Genomic DNA, 23,918 nt, shown 5'->3' on the forward strand with positions numbered 1-23,918 from the left:
AGACATCGGAGAAACCGCCCTCATCACGGGCTGTGCCCTCAAGGATGGTTCTCCGACTGACCCGTTCGTGTGTAGCGGAAGCAGAGCGAAGCATCTCCGCAAAGAGATGCACACAACCCTGAAACGATTCCAAGAGCGTGACGCATCCGAGTGGCGGATTGAAGACCGCTTCTCGCACTACCAGAACGCGCTCACCGACATCGTGGAGAAAGCGTCTCGACAGGCCGTCGAGTACGCCAAACGGTTCGATAACCCGGTGTTGGTGATGGAGGATTTGACGTACATCCGTGAACGGTTCGACTACGGGAAGTACATGAACCGTCGGCTTCACTCGTGGGCGTTCGCCCGACTCCAAGGGCGTATCGAGGACAAGGCGACGGAAGCAGGCATCCCTGTCGAGTATGTGAACCCGGCGTACACGTCGCAGACGTGCCACTCGTGCCACCGTATCGGTCGACGGGACTCCCAAGCCGAGTTCCGGTGTCCGAACGACGACTGCCACGTTTCGACGTTTCAGGCCGACATCAACGCTTCCGCGAACATCGCACGACGGATTGACCCGTGGGGAGAGAGCGTCCCGCTTGACAAGGCGGAACGCGATGACTCACCTCGGGATGGGAGCGGTTGTGACACCGCCACGACTCACCGTGAGAAGAGCGCACCCGCGCAGATGACGCTCACGGCCTCCGAAGAGTCGAAACCCTCTGCCAGCGACGACTAACTGGTATTCCCCATGCGTGGGAAGCCTCGCCGTTTACGGCGAGGAGGATGTCACATCCGAGCAAACACCCATGCGTGCAACCAGCGGTTCATGAACCGACCGGAGTCCAACTGCTCACGGCTATCCGTCAAGTCCTCCAAAACGCTAACCCAATTCTCGAACCGTTATGCGTACTCAACAGCTTTCTGAGACGCTTTCTCAACAAGATTGGTCAGTTGTTCTGGTAGAGTCAAATCATTCGTCTACGCGCCACGCGGCGGCCTCACGAGATTGGAGCCGCCGGAGTGTGGTGAAGATCTCTTTGAAGAGGTGTTGCACCCACCTGTAGCTGACGAACATGGACTTCCGTAGGACGTCGCGTTCGAGGACTGCTCGTCGTCAATGCGCTCTCACAAACGTTGAACCGATGTATGTCTCATCGTGTTTGTCCGAATCGTCCGGCTCTTTGACCGCGTATCGGCGCGGTGACGTGCAACTCTCACGACGTGCGGTTTTGCTGTAACCGCAGTTCGCCTACCGTTGTATCCTTACCTAGCAAGTCGAACCACAGCGATTCCTGTCCGGGTGAATGCGGAGTGGAATCCAAAAATTCGTGCCGCGTCCGGTTGCGGAGCCTGCCAGACGAAGTCGAGTTCGCGCTCCTCAGCGTACCCGAATATTGGATTCCAGATCAAGAATTTCTAAAGCTCGTGGGAGTTGTGCGCTTTCCATGAATCGGCTAAGTTGCTCGAGCTTTGGGGGCTGTGCGATTCGCACGATTCGTAGGAGCTGTAGGATTCGTTCAGTTGTTTGATATCGCGTGGAAGTCTACGACGTTCCCGAATTGTACGAGTTCCCCGAGGTCTACGAACTATAAGATTCGTACGATTCGCAGGAAATGCAAGAATCCTATTGGAATCATATTTACGACAAACCTTACGGGTTTCACGAATCGCAGACGCCGCTAAGACCGTACGAACTGTGCAACTCGTACAGTCCGTACGGTCTTTAAGAGCCGTGTAAGCGCTATTCCTGGCAGAGGGAGATTCCAATTCACATGAATCGTGTCGTTCCATCGATGTATACGATTCGTGCGATTCTCACAGTTCGTGCGAGATCGCGGCGGGGCCCATCTGAGTGTCAGGTCTCTAAAGAAAACATGTGCTGTCTCAGGCCTGAACGAGCGAGTATTGCGATTCGTATACTTCGTGTGGTGTATGGAATTCGCACGAAGTATACAAATCGTTAAGCTCGTGCGAACTTCGCGAAATGTTTTTATCGGCTCCATGAGTGGGTCCGACTGTGCTACCAACGAAGTGTGGGCGTCGCACGACTCGAACGAACCCCCCGATTTGTACCGGTCGCGAAGTTCGCACGAATCGTGCGGGTTGGAGAGTTCACACGAACTGTCTGAGTCCAAGAGTTCGCGCACTTCGAATAGAGGGATACAACTATCAATGAGTCAACCTGAACCACGCGCTGTCTGCTTCCCGATGTTGAAAGGCGGCTTCGGAAAGAGCATCTTCGCAAACACCCTTGGAGGAGTCCTCGGTGACCGGCGCGACCACAACGTACTCGTCGTCGACCTTGACCCCGCCGGTCACCTCTCGACAGGCCTCGGCTATTACACACGCGAAGACGAAACAGCAACCGATCTCGACGATGTCCTTCTCGATGAGACTCCACCCGAAGACATCATCAAACACCCCGGCTACGGATTCGATTTCCTGCCGTCATTGAATCTCGAAACCGTAACCGAGAACCTCGCTCGTGACTCCGTACTCGCATCGGACATGAAACTCAAACAGGAGCTCGTCGAACCCCTCCTCGGTGACACGTATGACTACATCCTCTTCGACATCCCCGGAAGCCGCAACAAACTCGTGAACAACGCTGTTGTCGCCGCTCCGAACGCCATTCTTCCGTTAAAGCCAGTGCCCGAAGCGCTGAACGGACTCCGAGAAACCGCAAAAAAACTAATCGGAGAAATCCGAGATGCCATCGACTTCGAACTCCTCGCCGTCGTGCCAAACGACTTACAGCGCCGAATCGACCAACAGACAAAAGACCGACGCTTACTGGAAGCGATGAACACCCAAGAGCAGTTTGCAGCCTACCTACTCGCCGGTCGTGGCGCAGACCCCGATGCAGGAACCCTCCCCGACGGCGTGACGATTGAGGACGTGCTTGACGACCATATCCCGCCGTTCGCTCGTCTCACAGAAGACGACTGGAAAGCAATTGACAACGGGGAGCGTGACCCGCCGAAAGTCCCGATTCGCCACGCTGGATCGTTCGGTGACGCCTACGAAGCGCGGAAACCAGTGACCGCCTACGACCCCGACTGCAGCCAGATACAGCCATTTGAATCACTTGCCGATATCGTCGAACAGGGAGGCATCCAGCAATGACGGGATTTGACCTCGGACAAGAGGCCGACAATGAAGCCACAGACGAGACCACACGCGAGCCAGCCGAGACAACTGACACGGACTCAGCGGCCAGTATAGACCACGACGCGGACGAAAACGCAGGTGACGAGGAGCACTCCGAAAAGGACCCTCGTAAGACCCCCGCATTCGAATTCGGAGACAACCTCCGTGAAAGCTTCTACGTCCGTGAGGAAACGATGGAAGCGTTCGAGGACGCGAAAGACTTGGACGCGACACGACTACTCCGTGAACACGGAGTGCGGAAAGTCCCGACCCGAGAAGTCCATGACGCTGCCGTCCGACTCGCCGCTGACAATCCTGAGAAACTCGCCGAGTACATTCTCAACGAACGCGGTATTGACGTAGACGAGACAGAAGACTCAGAAACAATATAGGGTTGATTGCGAAGACCTAATCTCGGTGCATATCGATTTTCCGCATCAGAATCTTTGATATTGACTAAGTTAGCGTGTGGACTATAGCGGTCCGTGCAATTCGTACGATTCGCTCGATTTGTAGAGTTCGTAAGATTCGTACGACTCGTACGATTCGGATGGATACTCTTGTTCCTGGATTTTCTCAGAGACGACAAGATATTAGACCCGAACTGCTTCGGTTGGTCCCCAGATTACTTCGATTCTAATATCGAAATATAAACCCGTTACAGTGCATTAAGAAGATTAGCCGTCATAGATCAAATCGACTAATTTAAGTTTCTTGTTTTGCCAGGTCACATTGACCGTCCGATGCGTAACCATACAGAAGGCGATACTGGCGATAAAAATGTGCTCGTTCATGTTCCTCCGCTTGACGATAAAGGAGATGCCGCCACTCTCGGATTTCTAACGCAAACGCCACCTAGAGAAACAAACGTTCTCGTCATTTCTTATATCAGATCGGCAGACGAGTGGTTACGCACATGGCTTGATTATGCTGGCGAGTCGCCAGCTCACCTCGGCATCATTCGAGTTGGGGAAACCACTCGGTCGGCGACCACAGCTAGCGCGTCTGATTCGCCGTCACATTCGCCGAGTGTTATTGAGACCGTAGCGAATCCCCGCAACTTGACTGATCTCGGTATCACGATTAGCGAATATATCTCAGATTGGGATGAGAATCCGTATCAAACGTGTGTTTGCTTTGATTCGTTGACTGCTCTCCTCCAATACACCGAGAATGTACAAACAGCATTTCGTTTTCTGCATACCGTCGTTGGACGCGTCAAAACGGCAAATGCCCGTGCCTGCTATCAGATAACTCCGGATGCACACGACGACCAAACAGTGGCTCTCATCACCGGTCTATTTGATACTGTTCTTGAGCACAAAGGTTGACATCCTCCACACGACTCAAGTCGTGGGGAGAGTCACTAGAACGGAGTCTGTTTGATACAAAGTTATATTAGAGGCTATTTCATTAAATCAGAATAAGTATAGAAAATGGAAGAATCGTCTTCAATCACGATCTTAGTGGTCGATGACAACCGGGATTTAGCCGATCTCTATAGCGAATGGCTTACCCCAACCTACGACGTCTATACTGCTTACGATGGCGAAGACGCACTCAACCGTCTCGATGAGACCGTCGACATTGTCCTCCTTGACCGTCGAATGCCCAGACTATCGGGTAAGGATATTCTTACAAAAATCCAGAACCGGGGACTCGAATGTCAGGTAGCGCTCGTGACCAGTATTGAACCAGATTTTGATATTCTTGATCTTGGCTTTGATGACTACCTCGAGAAACCCACTACCGAAACGACCCTCCACAGCCTCGTTGAGTCACTCCTTGCGCGTACACGATATAGTGACCAAATACAGGAATATGCAGCCCTCATATCGAAGCAAGCAACGCTTCAAGCAGCGAAGGAATCCGAAGAACTCGCCGACAATCCCGACTTCGAGTGCTTACAAAAGCAAATTAACGAGTTACAAAACGAAGTCCAACTCCTCATCAAGGATTTCACAGCTCAGGATTTTATCGCAGCTTTTCGCCATATTGACTGAATATCATCTCTATTCCAGCTGAAATTGATTTCCTGTGTTTCTATCCGAATGTTATTCGTTCCGATTGTTGAGGAACTAGTTGTAATCGGAGAAAGTGCGCATTCGCTAGGTGTCTGTTCACAAAGACCACTTTCGCCTAGCACGAAATAGATATAATGAATATCGTATTGGTCTTAATCATGATATTGTCCGAGCTTATCTCATGGTGGGGAAACAACACTCAGGCCGACACACTAACCTACAAATGTACATCATGTGGAGCACGCTTTGAACTTCAGCGGCAGGCCTGTCCGGAGTGTAGCGGATACAGCATTGAACGATGCTCATGGGAAGACATTCCCGATTAAGCTCTCCACTGTCCTCAAACCGATATTTTAAAATATATATATTATGTATCTGACTTCCACTCTACCTAACATGCTTTATCGATGCTCGAGATTCGTACAATTCGCGCGAATCGCACGGACTGGAAAATCCTACAAGTCGGAGATCCCTATGGGGAAAGTTAGTGACCCACGACTGCCGTCGTGGGCTTGCTGATCGACTCGCCGTCGGCGTCGAATCGACGGAGGCGGTGTAGTCGCCGATTAGTGAAGTTCTCTCAGAGAGGCCCTTTACCTTGGACGGAGTAAGTGGGCCGAGAGAAATCCCGCGTCTCTCGCCAGCGAAGTATTCAGTTCGCGTGGTCCCTACAGGGATACGCGTGCGTGAATGTCAATATTTTACCCTGGTACCCAGACGTTCACCCAGTTCATGAAAAGCGATGTCTCTGTCCCGGTGTGATATCCTCCTCCTGGAAACATATTGGATTAGTTTAGTGAGAGTAGTGTGTCCAACTTTCAGTACGATGTCTGCTACTCCAACAAATCAAGCAACTGGGTAACGTATGGACTGTTCTCCCAACTGCGATGCGAGCTAATTGCAGTAATGACTGTCCGTGCGTTCTCGGGGGTCATGTGTCCATCGCGAGCGTAGTCACAGATGAGTCGAGGTGTTGGCACGATGCGAGGTCCCTGTAGCGAGGCATGGACGAGTGCGAAATTGGTGCCGCCGAACTCGTCAGTTAGGAATCCGTCGACCGTAAGTGCGTTTGCAAGAACGATACCGTCGGTTTCACCGTCGTCAAGTCCAAACGTCGGCCGCGAGTCTGGTGTTTCTGCTCGCTGATACGGATCCTCGACGGTATAGTGGTCACGTGCGGCGAGGACGTTACTGGCTGCTGCGCCGTGGATGTCCTGATACTGCGCAATATCACGGAGTTCGGTGACGACTTCTGGTGGGGCGAAGACGTCACAAGATGTGAGAAGATACTGAAGCGGGTCGGGGTTAGCATCGGTGTCGTAGTCAGTATCGGCACGAGGAACAGCGAGACTTACGAGCGCGCTCGTGTCAGCAACGACGGTTCGGAGCTGTGTCCTACTGCTCATCGTTCGTCAACGTCGTCGGCTGGATCCGCGGCAGAGGCCGTCGTGGCATCCCCATCGTAGATGTCGGTGTCTTCGGGCGGGGCGAGGTCGAGCGGTTCGCTTTCGAGATCAGCTTTAAGGAGTCGAAGCCGTTGGGCGGTTTCAGCTCCGACTAGTTGCTTCACGGTTTCGAACTCCAGTTGGTCGTCGTAGTACTTCGTCGCGACCAACTCTTGGAATGTCTCGCTTTCGGCAGTGTCTTCGATGTACTCTCGGATGGCGTCGACGAGGAGGTCCGTTCGGTCTTTGTCGAAGAGGTCCGCAATGGCATCGAGGCGGTCGACGAGGTATTCTGGGGATTTGAAGTGGACTCGTCGCGGGTCGTCACTTGCGCTCATCTTGTGTGCATGTTTTGCACACAGACTGATAATCGTTTTGCCTGATGCACACAGTTTGCACACGAAGAATGGGGAAGGCCGAGGGTAAGAAGGGCTTCCTCAGTCCTCCATTGTATGCTGGGGACACCCCCTATCATGTGTTTCACAGTATTCGTGTGGGGAAATTTCGCTCACGCTACTTCTACATGGAGGACGTATTTGTCGAGATCTGGTATCTCATCCTTCTTAATTGTTATCCAGTTTGCGGTTTTGTAAATAGAACTCCAAACCCGCCTGATTGTATGGCACACCTCCGGAGTGTCTGAAGAATGCCATTCACTACAACAATTGACATCCTCCTCCGCGTGAACGCGGAGGAATCCCAACCGCGTTTAGGATATTAGGGTTTGCAGTCCACCACTTGTTCCTGCGGTTGGAATCCGCTGGACAAGTCATGAAGGTAGACTGATGGCTGTGCCAACCAGCCGGTACTCCTATCGTTGTCCAAATCGGACGCAGACTCGGAGTTACTTTCGCCGTTGATGTTGAGACGGATGTTCTCTGCCCCATTCACGTCAGCGTTGAACGCATCGTCGTGCGCCTCACAGACGTAGAGACCACGTTCGACACGCTGACTATCGTCTTCCCTACCGCACACGCAACACGTCTTGCTCGTGTCGCGCTCAGACACCTCTACGACTTCGATTCCCTCGACTTTCGCCTTGTATTCGAGGATGTTGGTGAACCGGTCGAACGCCCACCCATGTAGGTCGAGGTTCCCGTGTTTACCCCAGTTCTTCGACTCTCCGTTCTCGTCTTCGCGGACGCCAGCGAGTTTCCCAACGTTGATGCGACCAACTTCTTGCTCTCCACACCGCTCAACGATGTGTTTCGCTAAGGAGTGGAAGAAGTGCGTGCGACGCTCTGACCACTTTGCGTGGAGACGAGTGGCTCGCTCACCACCTGAGTCGTCACACTTGGCGATTTCTTTCGGGAAGTAGTAGCCATCCTGTTTCAGGCGGTTGCCGGGGTACAGATCGGCTTGTTCAGTGCTGTACGCGACCGCCGCGAAGCTGCAGATGCCGAGGTCGATACCCGCCGTTTCGTTGCCGGGTGCGTTGGGCGTCTCGATTTCGTATTTGCAGACGAGATGGAGTTCCCACCGCCCCTTCGACTGGTCATAGACCGCTCTGACCTGTTGTAGGTTCTCAATCGAGACACCGGGACGAGTTTCGTATTCGACAAGGATGTACTCCCATGCTTTCGGGTGTTCCTTGTGATTCGCGCCTTTAGACAGGCGAACACGGTTGTTCTTCGAGTCGTGTTTGATGCCGTTTTGCTTCCACGTCACCGTACTGCGAGGGTGTTCTTCGTGGACGCGGTTTCCATCGTCGTCGTAGTAGTTTTTCTTGCGGTAGCCGGGCGGATTCGCTCGACTATCAGACTTCCTCTTGCCGTACCACGAGTTGAAGGCTTCAGCGAGTTCCTCCAGAACGCGCTGACTGGACTGACTATGCAGTCCCTTGTACTTTGAATGACCTTTCAACTCGCCTTTGAGGTCGCCGTGGTCAGGGATTTCGCCCGTTTCCTCCCACACTTGGCGGGAGTGGTAGTTTGCAACGTTCCAGAGTTTGCTGGCACTCCACCCGTGCCGGTCGAGCGAGTCCTCTACTTGTCCGTGGTTGAGGATTTTCGCTCGGTGGGTGCGGTGGACTTCCAGCATTCTGAACGTCTGTATAATCACTTATACTCACGTCTCTTGTAAAGGCATGGGTTGAGGACAGTGGAATATCCAGCCCTGCCATCGACTGTGGATTGTTGAAGAGTTGTCGGATTCATCCCGCGCCTAAAGGCGCGGGTATTCTCCTTGAACTTTATAATACAGTCTAGAATATCCTGAGATTGCCACAACCAGAAATACTATTGGTCAAAAATCATTAGTTACCAGTATAATGTCAGCAGAAGCTGAGTTAAAGTTAGTCAGTCCCGACGCATTTGATGAGTTTGCTGAGTCCATTCGTGGGGACATTGTGTTCTCTGACGCAGAGAACTACGATGATGTCCGTGAGATTTGGAACGGCTTGGTTGACAAGCATCCGACCGCAATCGTCCAATGTCAGGGGGCAGCAGATGTAGCGAAAAGTGTGGAGTTCACGACCGAACACAATATTGAGTTCTCAGTTCGCGGTGGCGGCCATCATCAATCTGGCAGTTCACTCGTCGACGACGGGCTTGTTATCGACTTGTCTGAGATGACCAGCGTCCACGTTGACCCTGCCGAGCAAGTTGCTCGGGTCGAACCCGGCTGCCGTGCCCGCGATGTTCTCATGGAGACGCAGCACTACGGCCTTGCCACCCCGACCGGAAGTGCCGCTGATGTCGGCATTCCCGGTTCCACACTCGGTGGCGGCATTGGCTGGATTCGCCGTAAGCATGGTCTCGGCATCGATGCCCTCCGTTCCGTTGACGTGGTGACGCCAGACGGCGACCTCGTCCACGCAAGCCCCAAGCAGAACGAGGACCTGTTCTGGGCCATGCGAGGTGGGGGCGGCAATTTCGGCATCGTCACCTCCTTCAAGTTCGATCTCTCTGAGGTCGGTCCCGTCGTCCCTGCCCTCGGGGTGTTCTATCCCGGTGACGAAGCCCACACCGTTCTCAAAACATACCGTGAACTTTCGCAGGACGCTCCGGATGAACTGACGACTCTTGCGCTCAACAGCCACGTTCCGGATCTTCCGCCGATGCCTGACGAGCTTGTTGGCGAGGAGGCGGTCTCTATCATGGGCTGCTATGCAGGGGACGACATGGAGGCCGGGCAGGAGGCGATTCAGCCATTCCGTGAGATTACAGAACCGCTGCTTGACATGAGTGAGCCGATGCCGTACCTGATGCTTCACGAACTTGGTACGCAACTGTTCCCTGACGGACGGAACTACTGTCACCGGTCGGTGTACGTAGAGCATCTCTCTGATGAGATTCTCGATCTCGTGGTCGACCATGCAGAAGAAGCTCCGTCCTCCCTATCCGGAATTGGAATTTGGCATCTTGGTGGTGCAATTGCTGACGTAGCAAACGATGAAACGGCATACCCATGGCGAGATAAGGAGTATCTGATTACGGTTGAAGCGAACTGGGAAGACGGTGGTAACGACGCAAATCTCGAGTGGGCACGTACTGGTGACGAAGTATTCCGAGAAGTTGGTGGTGTCGGTGCCTATGGCGGCTTCACGGGCGTGAGCGACCAGGACAGTGAAGACTTCACTGACCGGGTCTATGGGGAGAACGTTGATCGACTAGCCGAAATCAAAGCAAAGTACGACACCGGGAACTCGTTCGACACGAACGTCAATGTCGTTCCGTCGGAGATTGACTAACCGTTAATTTCGAGGAGTTCGGGTTTCCCGAACGTCTGCTTCATCTCTTATTTTGACGCGAAGATGGCCAGACGTGCGTCCGCATCGGTAGCACATTCTGAAGGAACTCTCTGAGAACGAACGGCTTCCTAGGCGATTTCGACGTCAGAAATTTCGAACCGAGCGCCACCATCCGCTCCTTCGGTAATCGAGATATTCCAACCCTCCGAATCGATTATTTGAGCGACGCTCTTCAAACCGATGCCAGTTCCGCCCTCTTTTGTCGAGTGTTTCCAGTCAAAGACTTCCTCCCGCTCCTCGGCCGGGATTCCCGGCCCGTCGTCTTCAACAAAGAATCCCTCCCCACTATCGAGATCGCCAACTTGAATCGCGACGGTGTCGCCCCCGTGTTCAATTGTATTGCGAAACAGGTTCGTCAACAGGCGCTCAACATGTGATTCATTTGCTGTGACGACAATTCCAGCTTCAATTTTGGCGCTTGCGGTGCCTTTGCTGACCTGCGTCCAGACGTGCTCGGCCATCTCTGAGACCGCCACCTCGGTCGTGTCAAGCACACCATTATTTGAACGGGAGATAGTGAGGACGTCCTCAATTACGTGTTCAATTCGGCCCAACGCATTCATGGCTGTGTTGAGGTGGTCGGTCTGTTGATCGGAGTCGATCCCGGTTGCGAGCAGTTCGAGACGACCCTTCATTACTTGAACCGGATTTTTCAAGTCATGCGAGAGAACGCCAGCAAACTCATCCAGCCGTTCCTTTTCGCGATATATCTCGCGTTCTGACTCCCGCTGCTCAGTGATGTCTCGGAGAACAGATAGATGCATGCCGGGAAGGATATTCGTACTCGCAGCGTATTCCGCGACCCTGACCGTGCCGTCCGGTCGTTCGACGGGGAAGAGTCCTCGCTCTTTTTCGACCTTTTGAAACGAGGCCCACGCCGCCTCGAAATCGAACTCCTCATACGTGAAGTCGGCAGCCGTCTTGCCCAGTAACTCGGTCTCAGTCAGGTCGAAGAGGTCACAAGCTGCTGAATTGACGTCTACATAGGTGCCGTCGTCGTTGGCGAGTATCATCGCATCGGACGCCTGTTCGAACACCGCCTGGAACCGGGTACGCTCCTCTTCAAGTTGTTGTTCTGCTCGATAGCGGTCGACGGCGTTCAGTATCCGATTCGCTAACACAGCGTATTGGTCGGTACCCGTCTCCTTCTGCATGTACTCGGTTACGCCATGAGAAATAGCCTTACTTGCAATCTCCTCACTTCCCTTCCCAGTATATAAAATAAACGGGAGATCCGGGTCGACGTTCCGGACGGATTCCAGGACGTCAAGACCAGTCAGCTCAGGCATATCAAAATCGCTGACAATCGCGTCGACCGAGTTAGCCTCGAAGAACTCAAGCGCGTCGGGGCCACTGGACTCTGCATGGACGTGAATACGATCAGTTTCCTGCTCCAGAAACGTCTTAATCAGTTCGCCCAGATCTGGTTCATCGTCGATGCATAGCACCTGAACCGGGGTTTGTCTGCTGGCAGCCATAGCGCGTTTTGTTAGTACCAGTGCATATAGCTGACGACTGCTACGATTTATGTCAAGTAGATAGCCCATAGATAAATTCGCTCGGTCATCAAGCGTCGAGAGTTTACTCCGCTCTAGAAGGTGAGAAATGAACGGCTGAACAGTGACCTTTACCATCGACGGAATATGAACGAGACGGTCAACGCGATGACCAAACAGAAATTCGGGGCCGTCGTACGGTTACGGAAAATTCAAGGCGAAAGCCTCGCCCTTCAGGGCGGGGATGAAGCCGACTAACAGTATGCAACTGCCGACGATGGCACAGACGGGGTTCCAACGCAATCTTTAAGCCGACCGACAATGATAGTATACATAGATGGTAAAGAGTACCCGTCACGCGAAATACGAACTCTACTACCACATAGTGTTCGTGCCGAAATATCAGCGTTCGCACCTGACGGGGGAGACGATGGAACGTCTCGAAACCATCTTCGCGGAAATCTGTGCGGACAAAGACCTCGAACTGGCCGAGTCCGAGGTCATGCCCGACCACGTACACCTGTTCATCGGAAGTCCACCGAAGAACGCCCCGTCACTCATCGTCAACTGGGTCAAGGGCATCTCCGCCCGCAAGTACAACCAACGCTACGACGACCGCGTGAAGTGGACTCGTTCGTACTACGTTGGTACGGCGGGAAGCGTCTCGAAGGGCGCTGTCGAACAGTACATCGCTGAACAGGAAGGTGGCGACGAATGAAGCGCGTCAACACCTTCGAGGTGGTTCCACAGACCGAGAACGACAAAGAGTGTTTCCTACGGCTACTCGACGCCTCCGCATCTCTGTGGAACGAACTCACCTACGAACGTCGTCAGAACTACTTTGGGGACGGCGACGTATGGGACACCTCCGAGTACCGAGGACGCTACAACGGTGTCGTCGGAAGTGCGAACGTTCAACAGGTCACGCGCAAGAACAGCGAAGCGTGGCGGTCGTTCTTCGCCCTCAAGGAAAAGGGCGAGTACGCCAACCCGCCGTCGTACTGGGGCAACGAGGAAGACGGACGCGAACTCCGTACCTACATCCGAAACAACCAGTACACGATTCAGTGGGGCAAGCGTAGCCGTCTCGAAATCCCTGTCGGGCAAGAACTGAAAGACGAATACGGACTCGGCTACCACGAACGACTCCGCCTCGAAGTTCGAGGCAACCCGAAGTGGGACGGCAAACAGGGTCGTCTAGAACTCGAGTACGACGAGGTGAGCGACACGTTCAGGGCTTTTCAACCAGTCACCGTCCCTGATTCTCGACTGGATTCACCACTGGCTTCCGAAGAAGCCGCCCTCGACGTTGGCGCGAACAATCTCGTGGCCTGTTCCACGACGACTGGTTCCCAATACCTCTACGACGGTCGGGAGTTGTTCGGACGGTTCCGCGAGACGACCGACGAAATCGCCCGCCTCCAGTCGAAACTTCGAGAGGGACGCTACAGTTCCAAGCGGATTCGACGGCTGTACCGACAGCGGACACGTCGTCGTGACCACGCACAGAACGCGCTGGTGCGCGACCTCGTTGAACGGCTGTACGACGAGGGCGTGGCGACGGTGTACGTGGGCGACTTGACCGACGTACTGGAAACGCACTGGTCGGTCAGGGTGAACGAGAAGACGCACAACTTCTGGGCGTTCAAGAAGTTCACCCACCGTCTCGCGTGCGTTTGTGAGGAATACGGCATCAGCCTCGAAGCCGAGTCGGAAGCGTGGACGAGTCAGACGTGTCCCGAGTGTGGCGACCACGAGAAGACGGTTCGCCACGAGGATACGCTGACGTGTCCGTGTGGCTTCGAGGGGCACGCCGACCTCACGGCGTCAGAGACGTTCCTTCAAGAAAACAGCGAGTGCGAAATCAGGCCGATGGCACGGCCCGTGCGATTCGAGTGGGACGACCAGGACTGGTCGGGGAAACCACACCCTCACGAAAGTCCCAAAGAAGTGCGCACAAACCCGCAAGTTGCCTCCGTGGGTCGGTAGCCGAACCCCCACTGGAGGAATCCTCGCGCTTCAGCGCGGGGAGGATGTCAACGTGACGCCGTCCGGCACGTCAGACTGTAACAGGCCAGTGGTCGCGTCCGTCGTCCGTAATTTCCGGAGCAGGCCTTCAAGCGTGTCGAGTCGGTCGATCGTGTCACTCCGAGTTTCATTACGCGTCAGATACGCATTCATCGTTCCGATGCTATGCGTCGTCATCGGTCCAATCTGAGCGGGAAACGTGAGATAGTCATGTTCTCGCAGGGTATTGATCAGGTCGGCCGCAACGGACTGATTTGCCGCAATCCAGACCTTGGTTGGCTGGCCGGCAACCGCCTGCATCCGGTCAGCCGATGAAAACCGGTCGTCGCGGCCGACAATATTCCGACCGCCACCCTCCACAGTTGTCTTGACCTCGACAGCCAGTTGCGGCTCCCCTGCGTCGGCGACGCCGACATCGAACGTTGCAGTCGGGCTCCCCTGCCAATCTTTTGGAAGTTGGATTTCATTGAGAGCGAGCGAATCATAGGCGGGGAACTCACTTCCCGAGATTCCGAGATTATACTGCAGCCACGCTGCAGCGGCGCGGACACCGACCTTGTGGACAACTTTCTCTCCGATACTGTCTGCTTTGCCGGGCCCAGTGAGACTATACTCGAAGGTACCATCAGGTGTGAGAACGAACGCGCTACTCTGCATCGGGGTCAGCCACCGGGCTTTCGGCGTCGGACTCCAGTACCGGCGTTTCCCGATTTTCTCACGGGGTTCGCCGTTCATCCGCGGCCGCTCGATGAAGCCATTATCGAGAAGCCAATTGAGAGCCGTGTCATCGAGTCCGTAGAGGTTTGTCAACCAGCCGTGGCCTTCGAGAAGTCGGTGACCCGCTGAGTTCGTCGGGGCACCGGTCCTTGGAAGTTCCACCGCGTATGTCCGGCTGTATTGGCTGCGAGTAACTGCTTGCAGGAACCGGACAACGTTTTCGCCGAATGGTGCATCAGATCGGAAGCCAGCGGCAATCTCTTTGATAGCAGATTGATTAGCGGAATCGGTTTGGTTCAGCTTGTGTTGGGCGTTCGTGATCCGGTCGGGTGCCCAGCGCCATAAGGTGTCTGCGTAGAGGTCGGGAAGGTTTGTCGGGGCGTCAGGATGCACATATGGTTTGTCGGGGGTACCTTGCCCATCTTCGGTAAGCGTCGGTTGGTAGCGAGAATTATCTGTCATCTATTCTATTATTTATTTTGTGTCATAATAAGGATTTATTCCGTTATTGACGGTCGTAAAGGAGAGAAAGTACGGCAATAACTAAATCGCAATCTATAATCCCAGAATCCGCACGCTCGGAGTAGTATTACCGTCACACACGGCCATTTTGCGTCGAACCATTGGAGAGAGCCGACTCAGGCCTATTATCCCACCCGTTTAAAGCTCAAAATCCTCAGCAATAACCTATCGCACCTCTATTTACCGCCCGTCTGTATTGCCGGATACCACCAACCCCTCTTTGACATGACTTCGAAATTTCTGAGTGGATCTCGGATTCCGGCAATAACGCCTGATTCAGGACCGTCTGAAAATTGCCGAAACGACCCGAATCGGCAATAACCGAGAAATCAACAATAACAGTGGCTCATTCCTACGTGTGTTAACCCTTCACAATCCGGTTTTCAGGCGTTTATCACCGGGAGAAGACGTCTACCTCGGCAATATCCGGAGTTGAGGCAGTAACGAGGACTGATGAAGACGGACTACTAGAATGAGGTATTGGATTCGTCACTCCAAAGACAGTTCGAGGCCATGAAGGCCAGTACGCCAGCTACCCACCCCTTCAGAGGTGGGTTTCCGCGCTGTTACCGCTGTGAGAGAACTCGCCACGGGATGAAGAAGAGAGTCTCCTGTATTTGCAGAGCGGAGTCAACTGCCCCGGCCGACTTTGCTCGCCCCACCGCGGGACACGCTCATAATGACTGCAAGGCGGAAACCCGCGTCTTTAGGCGCGGGAGGAAGCCGACACTTGATGACACAAACCACGTTCGATAGCAGTCCGACTCCCCCACGCCACCCCCGAACTATTATAAATACAGGCTACTACATATGAAGTACAGATGGTGGAAGATACAAGCACTCGAACCGTGCCCATCAAACTCGATGTGGACGAGAGTAGTGCTGACCTCCTCCACCAGACAACTGACCACTTCCTCGACGCCGCCAACTACGTCGTAGACGTCGCGTGGGACCCCGACTGGAAAATCACCAGCAAACAAAAACTCCACGACCAAACGTACTACGACGTTCGAGACGACTCGCCGCTCCCGGCTAACCTCGTGCAAGCCGCACGAAATCGAGCCGCAGAAGCCGTCAAAGGCTGTGTCGAACGATGGAAGGACGGCAAGAAAGCCTCGAAGCCACACTTCACCTCACGGTTCGCCAGCTACGACGCGAGAACCGTCACCGTCAACGACGACCACGCCACCCTCGCCACAATCGACGGGCGAGTTACCACAGAGTTCGTCCTCCCTGATGAACAGCGTGAGACGCCACACTCGGCGTACCTGTTCAACGATGACTACGACGTGAAGGGAGCCACGCTCCACTACGATGAGGTTGAGGACTGTTTTTACCTTCATGTGCGGACAAAGCCCGCCAGGGAGAACGAGGAGGCCGAACAAGGCGATGCCAAGCACGTCTCCGTCCTTGGTGTTGACCTCGGCATCACAAACATCGCAACCACCTCAACCGGACGCTTCTGGAGCGGCGGCGAACTCAACCACTGGCACCGAGAATACGAGAAACGTCGAGGCGACCTGCAACGAACTGGGACTCGTTGGGCACACGAGAACGTTCAGCGAGTTGGTCGAAAGCAAACGGGGCGTTTCGAGCAGATGCTCCATACCATCTCGAACGAACTCGTAGAAGAAGCTCTCGGAAACGACTGTACGCACATCGTGTTCGAGCAACTCAAAGGCATCCGCGAACGCCTCCCGCACGCGAAGGCGATTCACAAGTGGGCGTTCCACCGCCTGTACGAGTACGTCACGTACAAAGCGGAATCCGAGGGGCTTGTGGTGGCACAGATTAACCCGGCGTACACGAGACAACGTTGCTCAAAATGTGGATTCACCCACGAGGATAATCGTCCGCACACCAATGGTCAGGACGAGTTCGGGTGTCTGAAGTGTGGGTATGATGTTCACGCGGATTACAACGCCGCAAAGAATATTGGCCTGAAGTATCTCCGCGACCAGCAAACGTCTGGGCGTGGAGGCGCACCCGTAGGCGTGCGCTTGAACAGCGGGATGATGAACGTGAACGGCGAATATTCGCCGACCGCTCTCAGCGGTTAGAACGGGAGTCCATGCTGAATGCCACGCCCTTCAGGGCGTGGGAGCTTACAATATACAAAGTTGATCCTTAATGCGCTTCTATAACCTCCATGTTAACTACTATCGATAGTAAAAGTTATAATTTCTACATTATTAAATTGTGATAAGATGTCGGCTCCGACACCTACTACCGACACAGAACTCCTGACGACGGCGGAACACACCGACCCTGAAATCGCGCCCGCACCGACAACCAATCCGGCCTATCACGACTCGACTTGGCTTCGCTATCACTATCTCGTCGCGCAACAATCAAGCCGCGAGCTCGGTCGTGTCTGCGGCGTCAGCCATAAAACAATCCTCAACTGGCTCGACAAACACGATATTGCACGCCGCCCCGCTAACCCAACTGGTGATAAGAGGTATCTCAACGCGGACTGGCTTGAACGCGCGTACACGGACCGCGGCCACACCGAACGTGAAATCGCCGAAATGTGCGGCGTCCACCGTTCAACTATCAATACCTGGTTACAGAAACACGATATCGAGGTGGATCATGGCCACGGCGTTAGTTGTTACTGGACATCCCAAGGCTATCAACGTGTTCAAATCGGCGACACATCTCTCAACCTGCATACTCTCGTCGCTCTTGCAAATGGCGCAGACCCTTACAAACTGTTTAACAGCGGCTACGTTGTCCACCACAAAAACGGGATGAAGGCCGAGAATACGCCCGAAAACCTTGAACTCCAGCGTCGTGACGATCATACTCGCAATCATCACCAGAACGGTGATCTTCGGACTCCCGCCGACTGCTTCGCAACTAAAGACGGTAGTTAGCCGTCGCCGGGCACGGGCACCCTCTAGAGAGGAGGAAGCCCTCCCCCTTCAGGGGTGGAAAGAATCTGACTACAGTCTTCACCTCCAAGTGATAGTAACCCGACTCCCCAGAGATTCAAATCCGTATACAGGAGAACCCCCGGCGTCAGCCGTGGGTGGCTCAAATCTATTAAGTTTTCCAAGTCTTCTCTCCAGGATTTGTATTTTGAATCCCGATATTATATCGGAAACTCTTTGGACATACGAGCAATTTTCCCTCATCTGAAAATAAAACATAAAGATTTAAAATCGCCCGTTCGAGGCGGCGATATGGTCAACGAAGCCACCGCCACGACCGACACAGACCATTTCGCAGACAGTACACCGATGAAGTCCGGTCCGGCATCTCGCCAGCCTCCTCAAGTAGAGTTTCCGCTGCTGCATTGTATCGACTGGTCGTTCAACGATGCGGACACGGACGAGCATGTCCATGGTCCTCACAACTACCCCGCCCAAATGCCACCCCAAATCCCCCGTACGCTCTTTCAGTACTTCCAACTAACTGGCGATCTCACGCGTGGAGACTGGGTCTATGATCCATTTAGCGGGAGCGGGACCACTGCCGTCGAAGCACGACTCGCCGGACTCAACAGTCTCTCGCATGACGTGAACCCGTTCGCCTGTGAACTCACACAGGCGAACGCAATTCCGCTTGACCCGTCCTTGCTGACAGTCTTCCGAGATCGCCTCCTGACCGGTCTTCAAACAGAGCTTCAAAACGTCCGTGAGCGCCATCACGCTGATGCCGAAATAGCAGTCCAGAAACCCGCCGTTCGCGAAGGCTGGTTTCCATACCCGCAACTGTACGAATTGTGTAAAATCCGCGACCGGATCACCGTCCTCAAAGCCGAGACCCCGGACGCCCCCGTCTGTGACGGTATCATCCGTCTCTTCCGTGTGGCGCTCGCCTACACAACCCGTCGAGTCAGCTATCAGCGAAACGGAGAGTTCAAACGCCATCGGATTGCCGACGCGGACCGCGACGACCATGACCCCGATGTGTTCGACATCTTCACAGACCAACTCAGCGAGACCATCGACGCCCTGCGGACGTATACTGCCATCGCGCCCCACACGTGTACTACCACTGTCTTGCAGACCGATTCACGGAAAGCCGAGCATCTCGACCCGAACAGCATCGATATCGTGCTGACGTCGCCGCCATACGGTGATCACGCCACGACCGTTGCGTATGGTCAGTATTCACAAGATCCCGCCATCGTCGCGTGGGGTCGTGACTACGAGGAGATGCGACAAGTGGACAAGGATGGCTTAGGTGGCAAGAACGAAATCCTTGAACCGCTTCCCACGCTCGAACAGTGGTCGCCGACACTTGCGGAAACACTCGACAGCCTCCGGAAGAAAGATGGACGCGCCGACGACGCCCTTGATTTCTTCACTGACTTCTACGCAGTGCTAGAGGATGTCGCACGAGTTGTGAAACCCGGCCAGCCCGTCGTCTGGGTCGTTGGCAACCGAACAATGTCTCGAGTCCCCATCCCGACCCACCTCATCACGCTCGAACTCTGCAATCATCTTGGGTTCACACACGAGACTACGTTAGCACGGGATATCCCCGATAAAACGCTCCCGTGGGAGAACGCCCCGGAGAACCTCCCCGGCGTCACAAATGAATTGATGGCGAGCGAATACATCTTACTCATGCGAGCCCCAGAGGCTACCGCGTGAACTACCTCTTCCTACTACGCGACTCGGCCGCTCCCTACGTTACTCCTTGAGGAAGGGGTCTTGCCTGCCTACATTTTCGATAGAAAGCGTTGCTGGTCCAAGGCTTTATCCTAGTCCAGTAGACAACGTGTGATAGCGAAACCCGGAGAACTCGGGACACACATCCGAGTCCGCGTTCACTGCGTCCATCTCCGATGGTAAGCCACGAAGAGCGACAGGTGTCCTCGCACCTGTCCGGGTTTCGCTCGCGAAAACCCATGACCAGAGATGACCCCGATCCATGTGAAAGATTCGAATCGCTAGACGAAGTCTCCCAACGATCAGCAGAGGCTGACGACAGTGGGATTTCGCAAGTAGCGTCTGTGCTCGAAGCCATTGAGACAGGAGACGCTCTTCGGAACTGCCCAGTCGTCATCCTCTGTCCAGGGTGTGGAACCGTCGTTGATTCCTATCCCGACGGATTACCGGCCTATCTGTGTCATTTCGAGGCGTCCTGTCCGACATGCGAGATGGAATCGCTGCGGCGCTGGAGCGTAATCGCGACTGACGCCTGCTACGCAGACGTGTTGCCGACGGATGCCCTTCGGAACCTCCTACAGCACTATTGGGAGTCTCATCTGTGGCGCGGAATTGAGACTGCTGAAGGCTGTCCCCGAACCCGAGAGTTCTCGGATTTATTCGACGACTACTCTGTCCGATGGGGCTGGGACTGGCGCGTCCATTGTCCGCTCTGTCGGCGGACGAGAGACCAGATTGGGACTCGGCGGCTGGATTACCATCATTGGCGAAAGAACCCAGATACAGGGATTCTCCTCTGTCGGCAGTGTCACGACGCGATCAATGGTGGACAGGCCGATATGGATCTCGACTGGCAAGCCCGAGAGCTCTGTTTGCGGGGAAAACATGACCTGCAGATCGCTCGCTTGGCGGCTCGGGAAGCGCTCATCGGCTCCTCCCGTTCACTTACTGAACTTGCAACATACGTCGTTGACCGGTATAACCTCGTGCAGTCCGTCAGAGAAGTCCAATGCATTCTCGAGCAAACGCTTCTCAGGCCATCACTGCGTAAGGAGATTCGTGACGAGTACCTGTTAGCGGGGTTGGATAGAGACGCCTAAATTCGGGGGAATGCATCTTCGCTATACGTGACATCCTCCTCCGCGTTCACGCGGAGGACTCCCGACCGGTGGGAGTTTTTGGTCTCCAACGATGGACGCCGCCACTTTCCGTGTGCGTTCCCAACCCAATACTCGAAATCCCACCAAGACCGACATTCCCGAACGAGAGTGATACCGCCGTGACGACTCTATTCTGCCGGAGCTGAATATGAGATAATTGACCGACCTCCGGCTTGTTGATAGAGGAGATTCGTTCCAACGAGCGTCAATACGGCAGCGAATCCGAACCCAATAAGCGCCCAACCGACCATTGTCAGAACTCCGAGAACGAGAAGGGACGCGAGTACGAGATCAAGGAGGATGGTGTACCGGAGGTTTTGTACCGCAAGCACCACCCCGTCACGGACTCCCGTTCTAAGCGATTCAGCCGCGTCAGTGACGACGACGATATACGGGAGTGCACAGAGCCCAATGAGAGCGGCTGTCAACGACAGGAGGGCAACTAAGCGGACGAGGAATGGGACTGTTCCAGTCAGCATCAAAAGGTTGCCGCCGACAAGCCCGACAAGTAACCAAATAAGTGCCGAAAGACCGGCTCCCTGCACCAAATGCGTGCGAACGCCGTCGATGAAAAGCCCGACAGTTTGGCGTGCCGTATGCGGTGAGCCTCGTGCGAGAATGACCCGCATTGCGTGAACGACTCCGAGGAGAGCAAACCCGATTGTAACGAGTGGGAGCAGGGCAAGAGTGCCAACGAACGAGAGGGTGAGGGCTGCAATAGCGTTGTGAAACGCGGCGTTGATGCTTCGGCGAAGCGGTGTTTCGAGTGCAGCTGCCGGGAGCGCCATGTGTTCACTTGCCAGTAGGCAGTCGTGGTGAAACTTCCGCTTCGCAGTCACCGCTCCGATAGACTGCATCGAGGATGCGTTGGACTGCAAGCCCCTCCTCAACCGTATTCCTCGTATGCGCTCGATCTCCAGTGATTACCCCGTTAAAGTACTGCCATTCTGCTTGGAACGGGTCTTGGTCGGCTACTTGGAGCGTACTCTCTACAATATCGCCGTACTCGGTAGTAAACAGGGTTGCGTCTTCCTCGTGTATGCCGAGCGTCGTTCCTGTTTCATCACCGAGTAGTTGGACTGAGCGACGCGGCTCACGATTACTCGCCCACGCACAATCAACCCGAATACTCGTGCCGTCACGAGTACGGAGGAGTGCCTTCACCGTATCTTCGACCGTACACGTCCTGTCAGGTGTCGGGTCGCCACCCCACATATTGAGGTATGTATACTCGGGGTCGTCCCCGAAACGCGTACCAGTCGTAGCGCTCACCGTTGAGATTTCTGGATAGTCCAGTATGTAGAGCGTGAGGGCAAGGAGATGCACGCCACAGTCGATGAGTGCGCCGCCGCCCGCTTTCGACTTCTGGGTAAACCAGCTGCCAAGTTGGGGAATTCCACGCCGACGGACGTATTCGATACCGACGTCGTAGATATCGCCGAACTCATCGTCGTCAACACGGCGCTTAACTGACTCAACAGTCGGTTTGAACGTCATCGTGAACCCGACGAAGACAGTGGCACTACTACTTGCCTCTGCACGGGCAATTCTCCGCCCCGCCTCCAACGTATGCGCTAACGGTTTCTCCACGAACGCATGAATCCCTGCCTCAAGGCATGCAACTGCACAGTCGGCGTGCAGGTGATTCGGCACCGCAACCAACCCTCCATCAAGAGCCTCCTCGTCAAGCATCCGCTGGTAATCCTCGTACGTCGCACCGATATCGTACTCCTCAGCGAACGCACTCCGAGTCTCAGTATCGACATCTGCAACCGCGACGATGTCCACATCAAGTGGAGCGAGCGCTTCTGCGTGCGTCTCCGCAATCGACCCTGCGCCGATGAAGCCAATCTGTACACTCATGGTCAGTGGTTTCGGGATGCGTCAGCCGGGTCTGATTGCTCTCTCGGCGTGGAGGCAACGGAAACTGTTTCACCGGTCTCAATCGCTTCGTAGGCTGCTTCAGTAACGGCAGTCACCTTTCGTCCGTACTCGGGTGGAACCGGTGATGGTTCTCCAGTCTCGACAGCCTCCACGAACGCACCGAGTTTCCGTTCAACGAGCGTCTCAAAGTCCGGCGCGTCGATACTTCGAGTTTCGCGGTCGTCGCCGGTGATGACCGTCACACCATGGGTATCGTAGACGAGGTGGCCGTCAGTCCCAAAGACGATGAATCCTTCCTCCGGTGCCGGGTTCGTTCCGTCACCTGAGAGGCAGACACTCGCCGTGACATTCCCGGCTGTCGTTTTGAGCGTCATCGCTAGCGCGCTATTTACATCGACGTCATGGGTTTGAGCGTCTGCAACCGCTGCAACCGTTTGGGGTTCAGCATCAAGCGTCCAGAGCAGTGTGTCAAGGGCGTGCGATCCGGAATCGTACAGTTGTCCGCCACCGGATAGTTCGGGATTTGTTCGCCAACTCCCCTCGTGGACATCAATCCAATCCTGGCCGAGATAGAGGTTTGCGGTATGTGGTCGCCCAATTTCGCCATTAGCGATGAGTCGCCGAATTTCAGTGAACCGGGGATCGAAATGTCGCTGATACCCGACCTGAATCAGTTGATCGCTATCCGTCACACGTTCGACGAGCGAGTGAGCGCGTTCGAGGTCCGTCACCATCGGTTTCTCCAGGAAGACGCTTAGCCCAGCGTCCAAGCACGCAATGGTCTGGTCGTAATGGAGCGTATGTGGAGTAACAATATTGACTGCATCGAGATCCGTTTCCGACACCATGGTTTGGTAGTCTTCGTAGACCGGTACGTCGAAGGTATCTCGGAACTCCGCACGCACGTCCGCGCTGACGTCAGCACCTGCGACGAACTCTACATCATCAAGCTCGGTATATGCTCGACACTCGATCCGGCCGAGCGTCCCCAGTCCAATTGCACCAACTCTAACAGTCATAGTGTTTCTCGGTGGGTTCCCCGACACTAAAAGAATAGATGTGAGTAGTCAAAACAGCTGTCAGCACAACGATTGTATTTACTATCTACGTATGGGTTTATACCCAAACTGC

Annotated in this window: 20 protein-coding genes; 12 read left to right on the forward strand and 8 right to left on the reverse strand. The window is 54.5% G+C overall.

The genetic code is table 11. The features are described 5' to 3' along the window. From EPL00_RS21910 to EPL00_RS21930, 5 genes are all read left to right on the forward strand, one after another. A partial coding sequence (locus EPL00_RS21910; RefSeq protein ID WP_162224307.1) for an RNA-guided endonuclease TnpB family protein occupies positions 1-721 on the forward strand: 721 nt, incomplete at its 5' end. A gap of 1,436 nt (positions 722-2,157) precedes the next feature. Further along, positions 2,158-3,111 carry a ParA family protein gene (locus tag EPL00_RS21915; protein ID WP_202932742.1) on the forward strand — a complete coding sequence of 318 codons (954 nt, stop codon included), beginning with the start codon at positions 2,158-2,160 and terminating at the stop codon, positions 3,109-3,111. Continuing rightward, entirely contained in the window at positions 3,108-3,527 is a 420-nt protein-coding gene (locus tag EPL00_RS21920; RefSeq protein WP_135855068.1) for a hypothetical protein, read from the forward strand. Before EPL00_RS21915 ends, EPL00_RS21920 begins: the two co-directional genes overlap by 4 nt. Before the next feature lie 351 nt (positions 3,528-3,878). Next, entirely contained in the window at positions 3,879-4,466 is a 588-nt protein-coding gene (locus EPL00_RS21925) for a DUF7504 family protein (RefSeq protein ID WP_135855069.1), read from the forward strand. A 105-nt stretch (positions 4,467-4,571) separates the two neighbouring features. Next, positions 4,572-5,138, forward strand: coding sequence for a response regulator (locus tag EPL00_RS21930; protein WP_135855070.1), 567 nt, complete (start codon positions 4,572-4,574; stop codon positions 5,136-5,138). 854 nt (positions 5,139-5,992) lie between these two features. Here the strand turns inward: EPL00_RS21930 and EPL00_RS21935 are convergent. The 3 genes from EPL00_RS21935 to EPL00_RS21945 all read right to left on the reverse strand — a co-directional run bounded on the left by EPL00_RS21935 (position 5,993) and on the right by EPL00_RS21945 (position 8,644). Continuing rightward, entirely contained in the window at positions 5,993-6,565 is a 573-nt protein-coding gene (locus tag EPL00_RS21935) for a hypothetical protein (RefSeq protein WP_135855071.1), read from the reverse strand. Next, positions 6,562-6,942 (reverse strand): hypothetical protein, encoded by a 381-nt coding sequence (locus tag EPL00_RS21940; protein WP_135855072.1) that lies wholly within the window; start codon positions 6,940-6,942, stop codon positions 6,562-6,564. The genes EPL00_RS21935 and EPL00_RS21940 overlap by 4 nt, the downstream gene beginning before the upstream one ends. 379 nt (positions 6,943-7,321) lie before the next feature. Continuing rightward, positions 7,322-8,644, reverse strand: a complete 1,323-nt coding sequence (locus EPL00_RS21945) for an RNA-guided endonuclease InsQ/TnpB family protein (protein WP_135855073.1) — start codon at positions 8,642-8,644, stop codon at positions 7,322-7,324. Positions 8,645-8,873: 229 nt separating this feature from the next. Here EPL00_RS21945 and EPL00_RS21950 point away from each other — a divergent pair, with 229 nt between their 5' ends. Further along, positions 8,874-10,295: an FAD-binding oxidoreductase gene (locus EPL00_RS21950; RefSeq protein WP_135855074.1), complete on the forward strand. Its 1,422-nt coding sequence runs from the start codon at positions 8,874-8,876 to the stop codon at positions 10,293-10,295. Between the two features lie 128 nt (positions 10,296-10,423). On the opposite strand, the gene EPL00_RS21955 is transcribed toward EPL00_RS21950, so the two are convergent. Continuing rightward, complete coding sequence (locus tag EPL00_RS21955) at positions 10,424-11,833, reverse strand: response regulator (protein WP_162224308.1); 1,410 nt, start codon at positions 11,831-11,833, stop codon at positions 10,424-10,426. A 355-nt stretch (positions 11,834-12,188) separates the two neighbouring features. Between EPL00_RS21955 and tnpA the strand changes: the two genes are divergently transcribed. Then, the gene (gene tnpA, locus EPL00_RS21960) at positions 12,189-12,569 is read left to right on the forward strand and encodes an IS200/IS605 family transposase (RefSeq protein WP_135855076.1); all 381 of its coding nucleotides are present in this window, start codon (positions 12,189-12,191) and stop codon (positions 12,567-12,569) included. Continuing rightward, positions 12,566-13,840 carry an RNA-guided endonuclease InsQ/TnpB family protein gene (locus EPL00_RS21965; RefSeq protein WP_135855077.1) on the forward strand — a complete coding sequence of 425 codons (1,275 nt, stop codon included), beginning with the start codon at positions 12,566-12,568 and terminating at the stop codon, positions 13,838-13,840. The genes tnpA and EPL00_RS21965 overlap by 4 nt, the downstream gene beginning before the upstream one ends. A 30-nt stretch (positions 13,841-13,870) precedes the next feature. On the opposite strand, the gene EPL00_RS21970 is transcribed toward EPL00_RS21965, so the two are convergent. Continuing rightward, positions 13,871-15,058, reverse strand: a complete 1,188-nt coding sequence (locus tag EPL00_RS21970) for a hypothetical protein (protein WP_135855078.1) — start codon at positions 15,056-15,058, stop codon at positions 13,871-13,873. An 881-nt stretch (positions 15,059-15,939) separates the two neighbouring features. Between EPL00_RS21970 and EPL00_RS21975 the strand changes: the two genes are divergently transcribed. The 4 genes from EPL00_RS21975 to EPL00_RS21990 all read left to right on the forward strand — a co-directional run bounded on the left by EPL00_RS21975 (position 15,940) and on the right by EPL00_RS21990 (position 20,843). After that, positions 15,940-17,178, forward strand: a complete 1,239-nt coding sequence (locus EPL00_RS21975; protein WP_135855079.1) for an RNA-guided endonuclease InsQ/TnpB family protein — start codon at positions 15,940-15,942, stop codon at positions 17,176-17,178. Positions 17,179-17,325: 147 nt separating this feature from the next. Then, positions 17,326-17,997 (forward strand): helix-turn-helix domain-containing protein, encoded by a 672-nt coding sequence (locus tag EPL00_RS21980; RefSeq protein ID WP_135855080.1) that lies wholly within the window; start codon positions 17,326-17,328, stop codon positions 17,995-17,997. 309 nt (positions 17,998-18,306) lie between these two features. Next, positions 18,307-19,725, forward strand: a complete 1,419-nt coding sequence (locus tag EPL00_RS21985; protein WP_202932744.1) for a DNA methyltransferase — start codon at positions 18,307-18,309, stop codon at positions 19,723-19,725. Between the two features lie 857 nt (positions 19,726-20,582). Next, positions 20,583-20,843: a hypothetical protein gene (locus tag EPL00_RS21990; RefSeq protein ID WP_135855081.1), complete on the forward strand. Its 261-nt coding sequence runs from the start codon at positions 20,583-20,585 to the stop codon at positions 20,841-20,843. Positions 20,844-21,031: 188 nt separating this feature from the next. Here the strand turns inward: EPL00_RS21990 and EPL00_RS21995 are convergent, their stop codons facing one another. Genes EPL00_RS21995 through EPL00_RS22005 form a run of 3 tightly spaced genes read right to left on the reverse strand, consistent with a single transcriptional unit; the run spans position 21,032 to position 23,806 of the window. Beyond that, positions 21,032-21,691: a hypothetical protein gene (locus EPL00_RS21995; protein ID WP_135855082.1), complete on the reverse strand. Its 660-nt coding sequence runs from the start codon at positions 21,689-21,691 to the stop codon at positions 21,032-21,034. Between the two features lie 4 nt (positions 21,692-21,695). Continuing rightward, complete coding sequence (locus EPL00_RS22000) at positions 21,696-22,766, reverse strand: Gfo/Idh/MocA family protein (protein ID WP_135855083.1); 1,071 nt, start codon at positions 22,764-22,766, stop codon at positions 21,696-21,698. 2 nt (positions 22,767-22,768) lie between these two features. Further along, the gene (locus tag EPL00_RS22005) at positions 22,769-23,806 is read right to left on the reverse strand and encodes a Gfo/Idh/MocA family protein (protein WP_135855084.1); all 1,038 of its coding nucleotides are present in this window, start codon (positions 23,804-23,806) and stop codon (positions 22,769-22,771) included. Positions 23,807-23,918: the final 112 nt, after the last annotated feature.

It is taken from the genome of Halorussus salinus (genome assembly GCF_004765815.2).
In the GTDB taxonomy this organism is placed as follows: Archaea; Halobacteriota; Halobacteria; order Halobacteriales; family Haladaptataceae; genus Halorussus; species Halorussus salinus.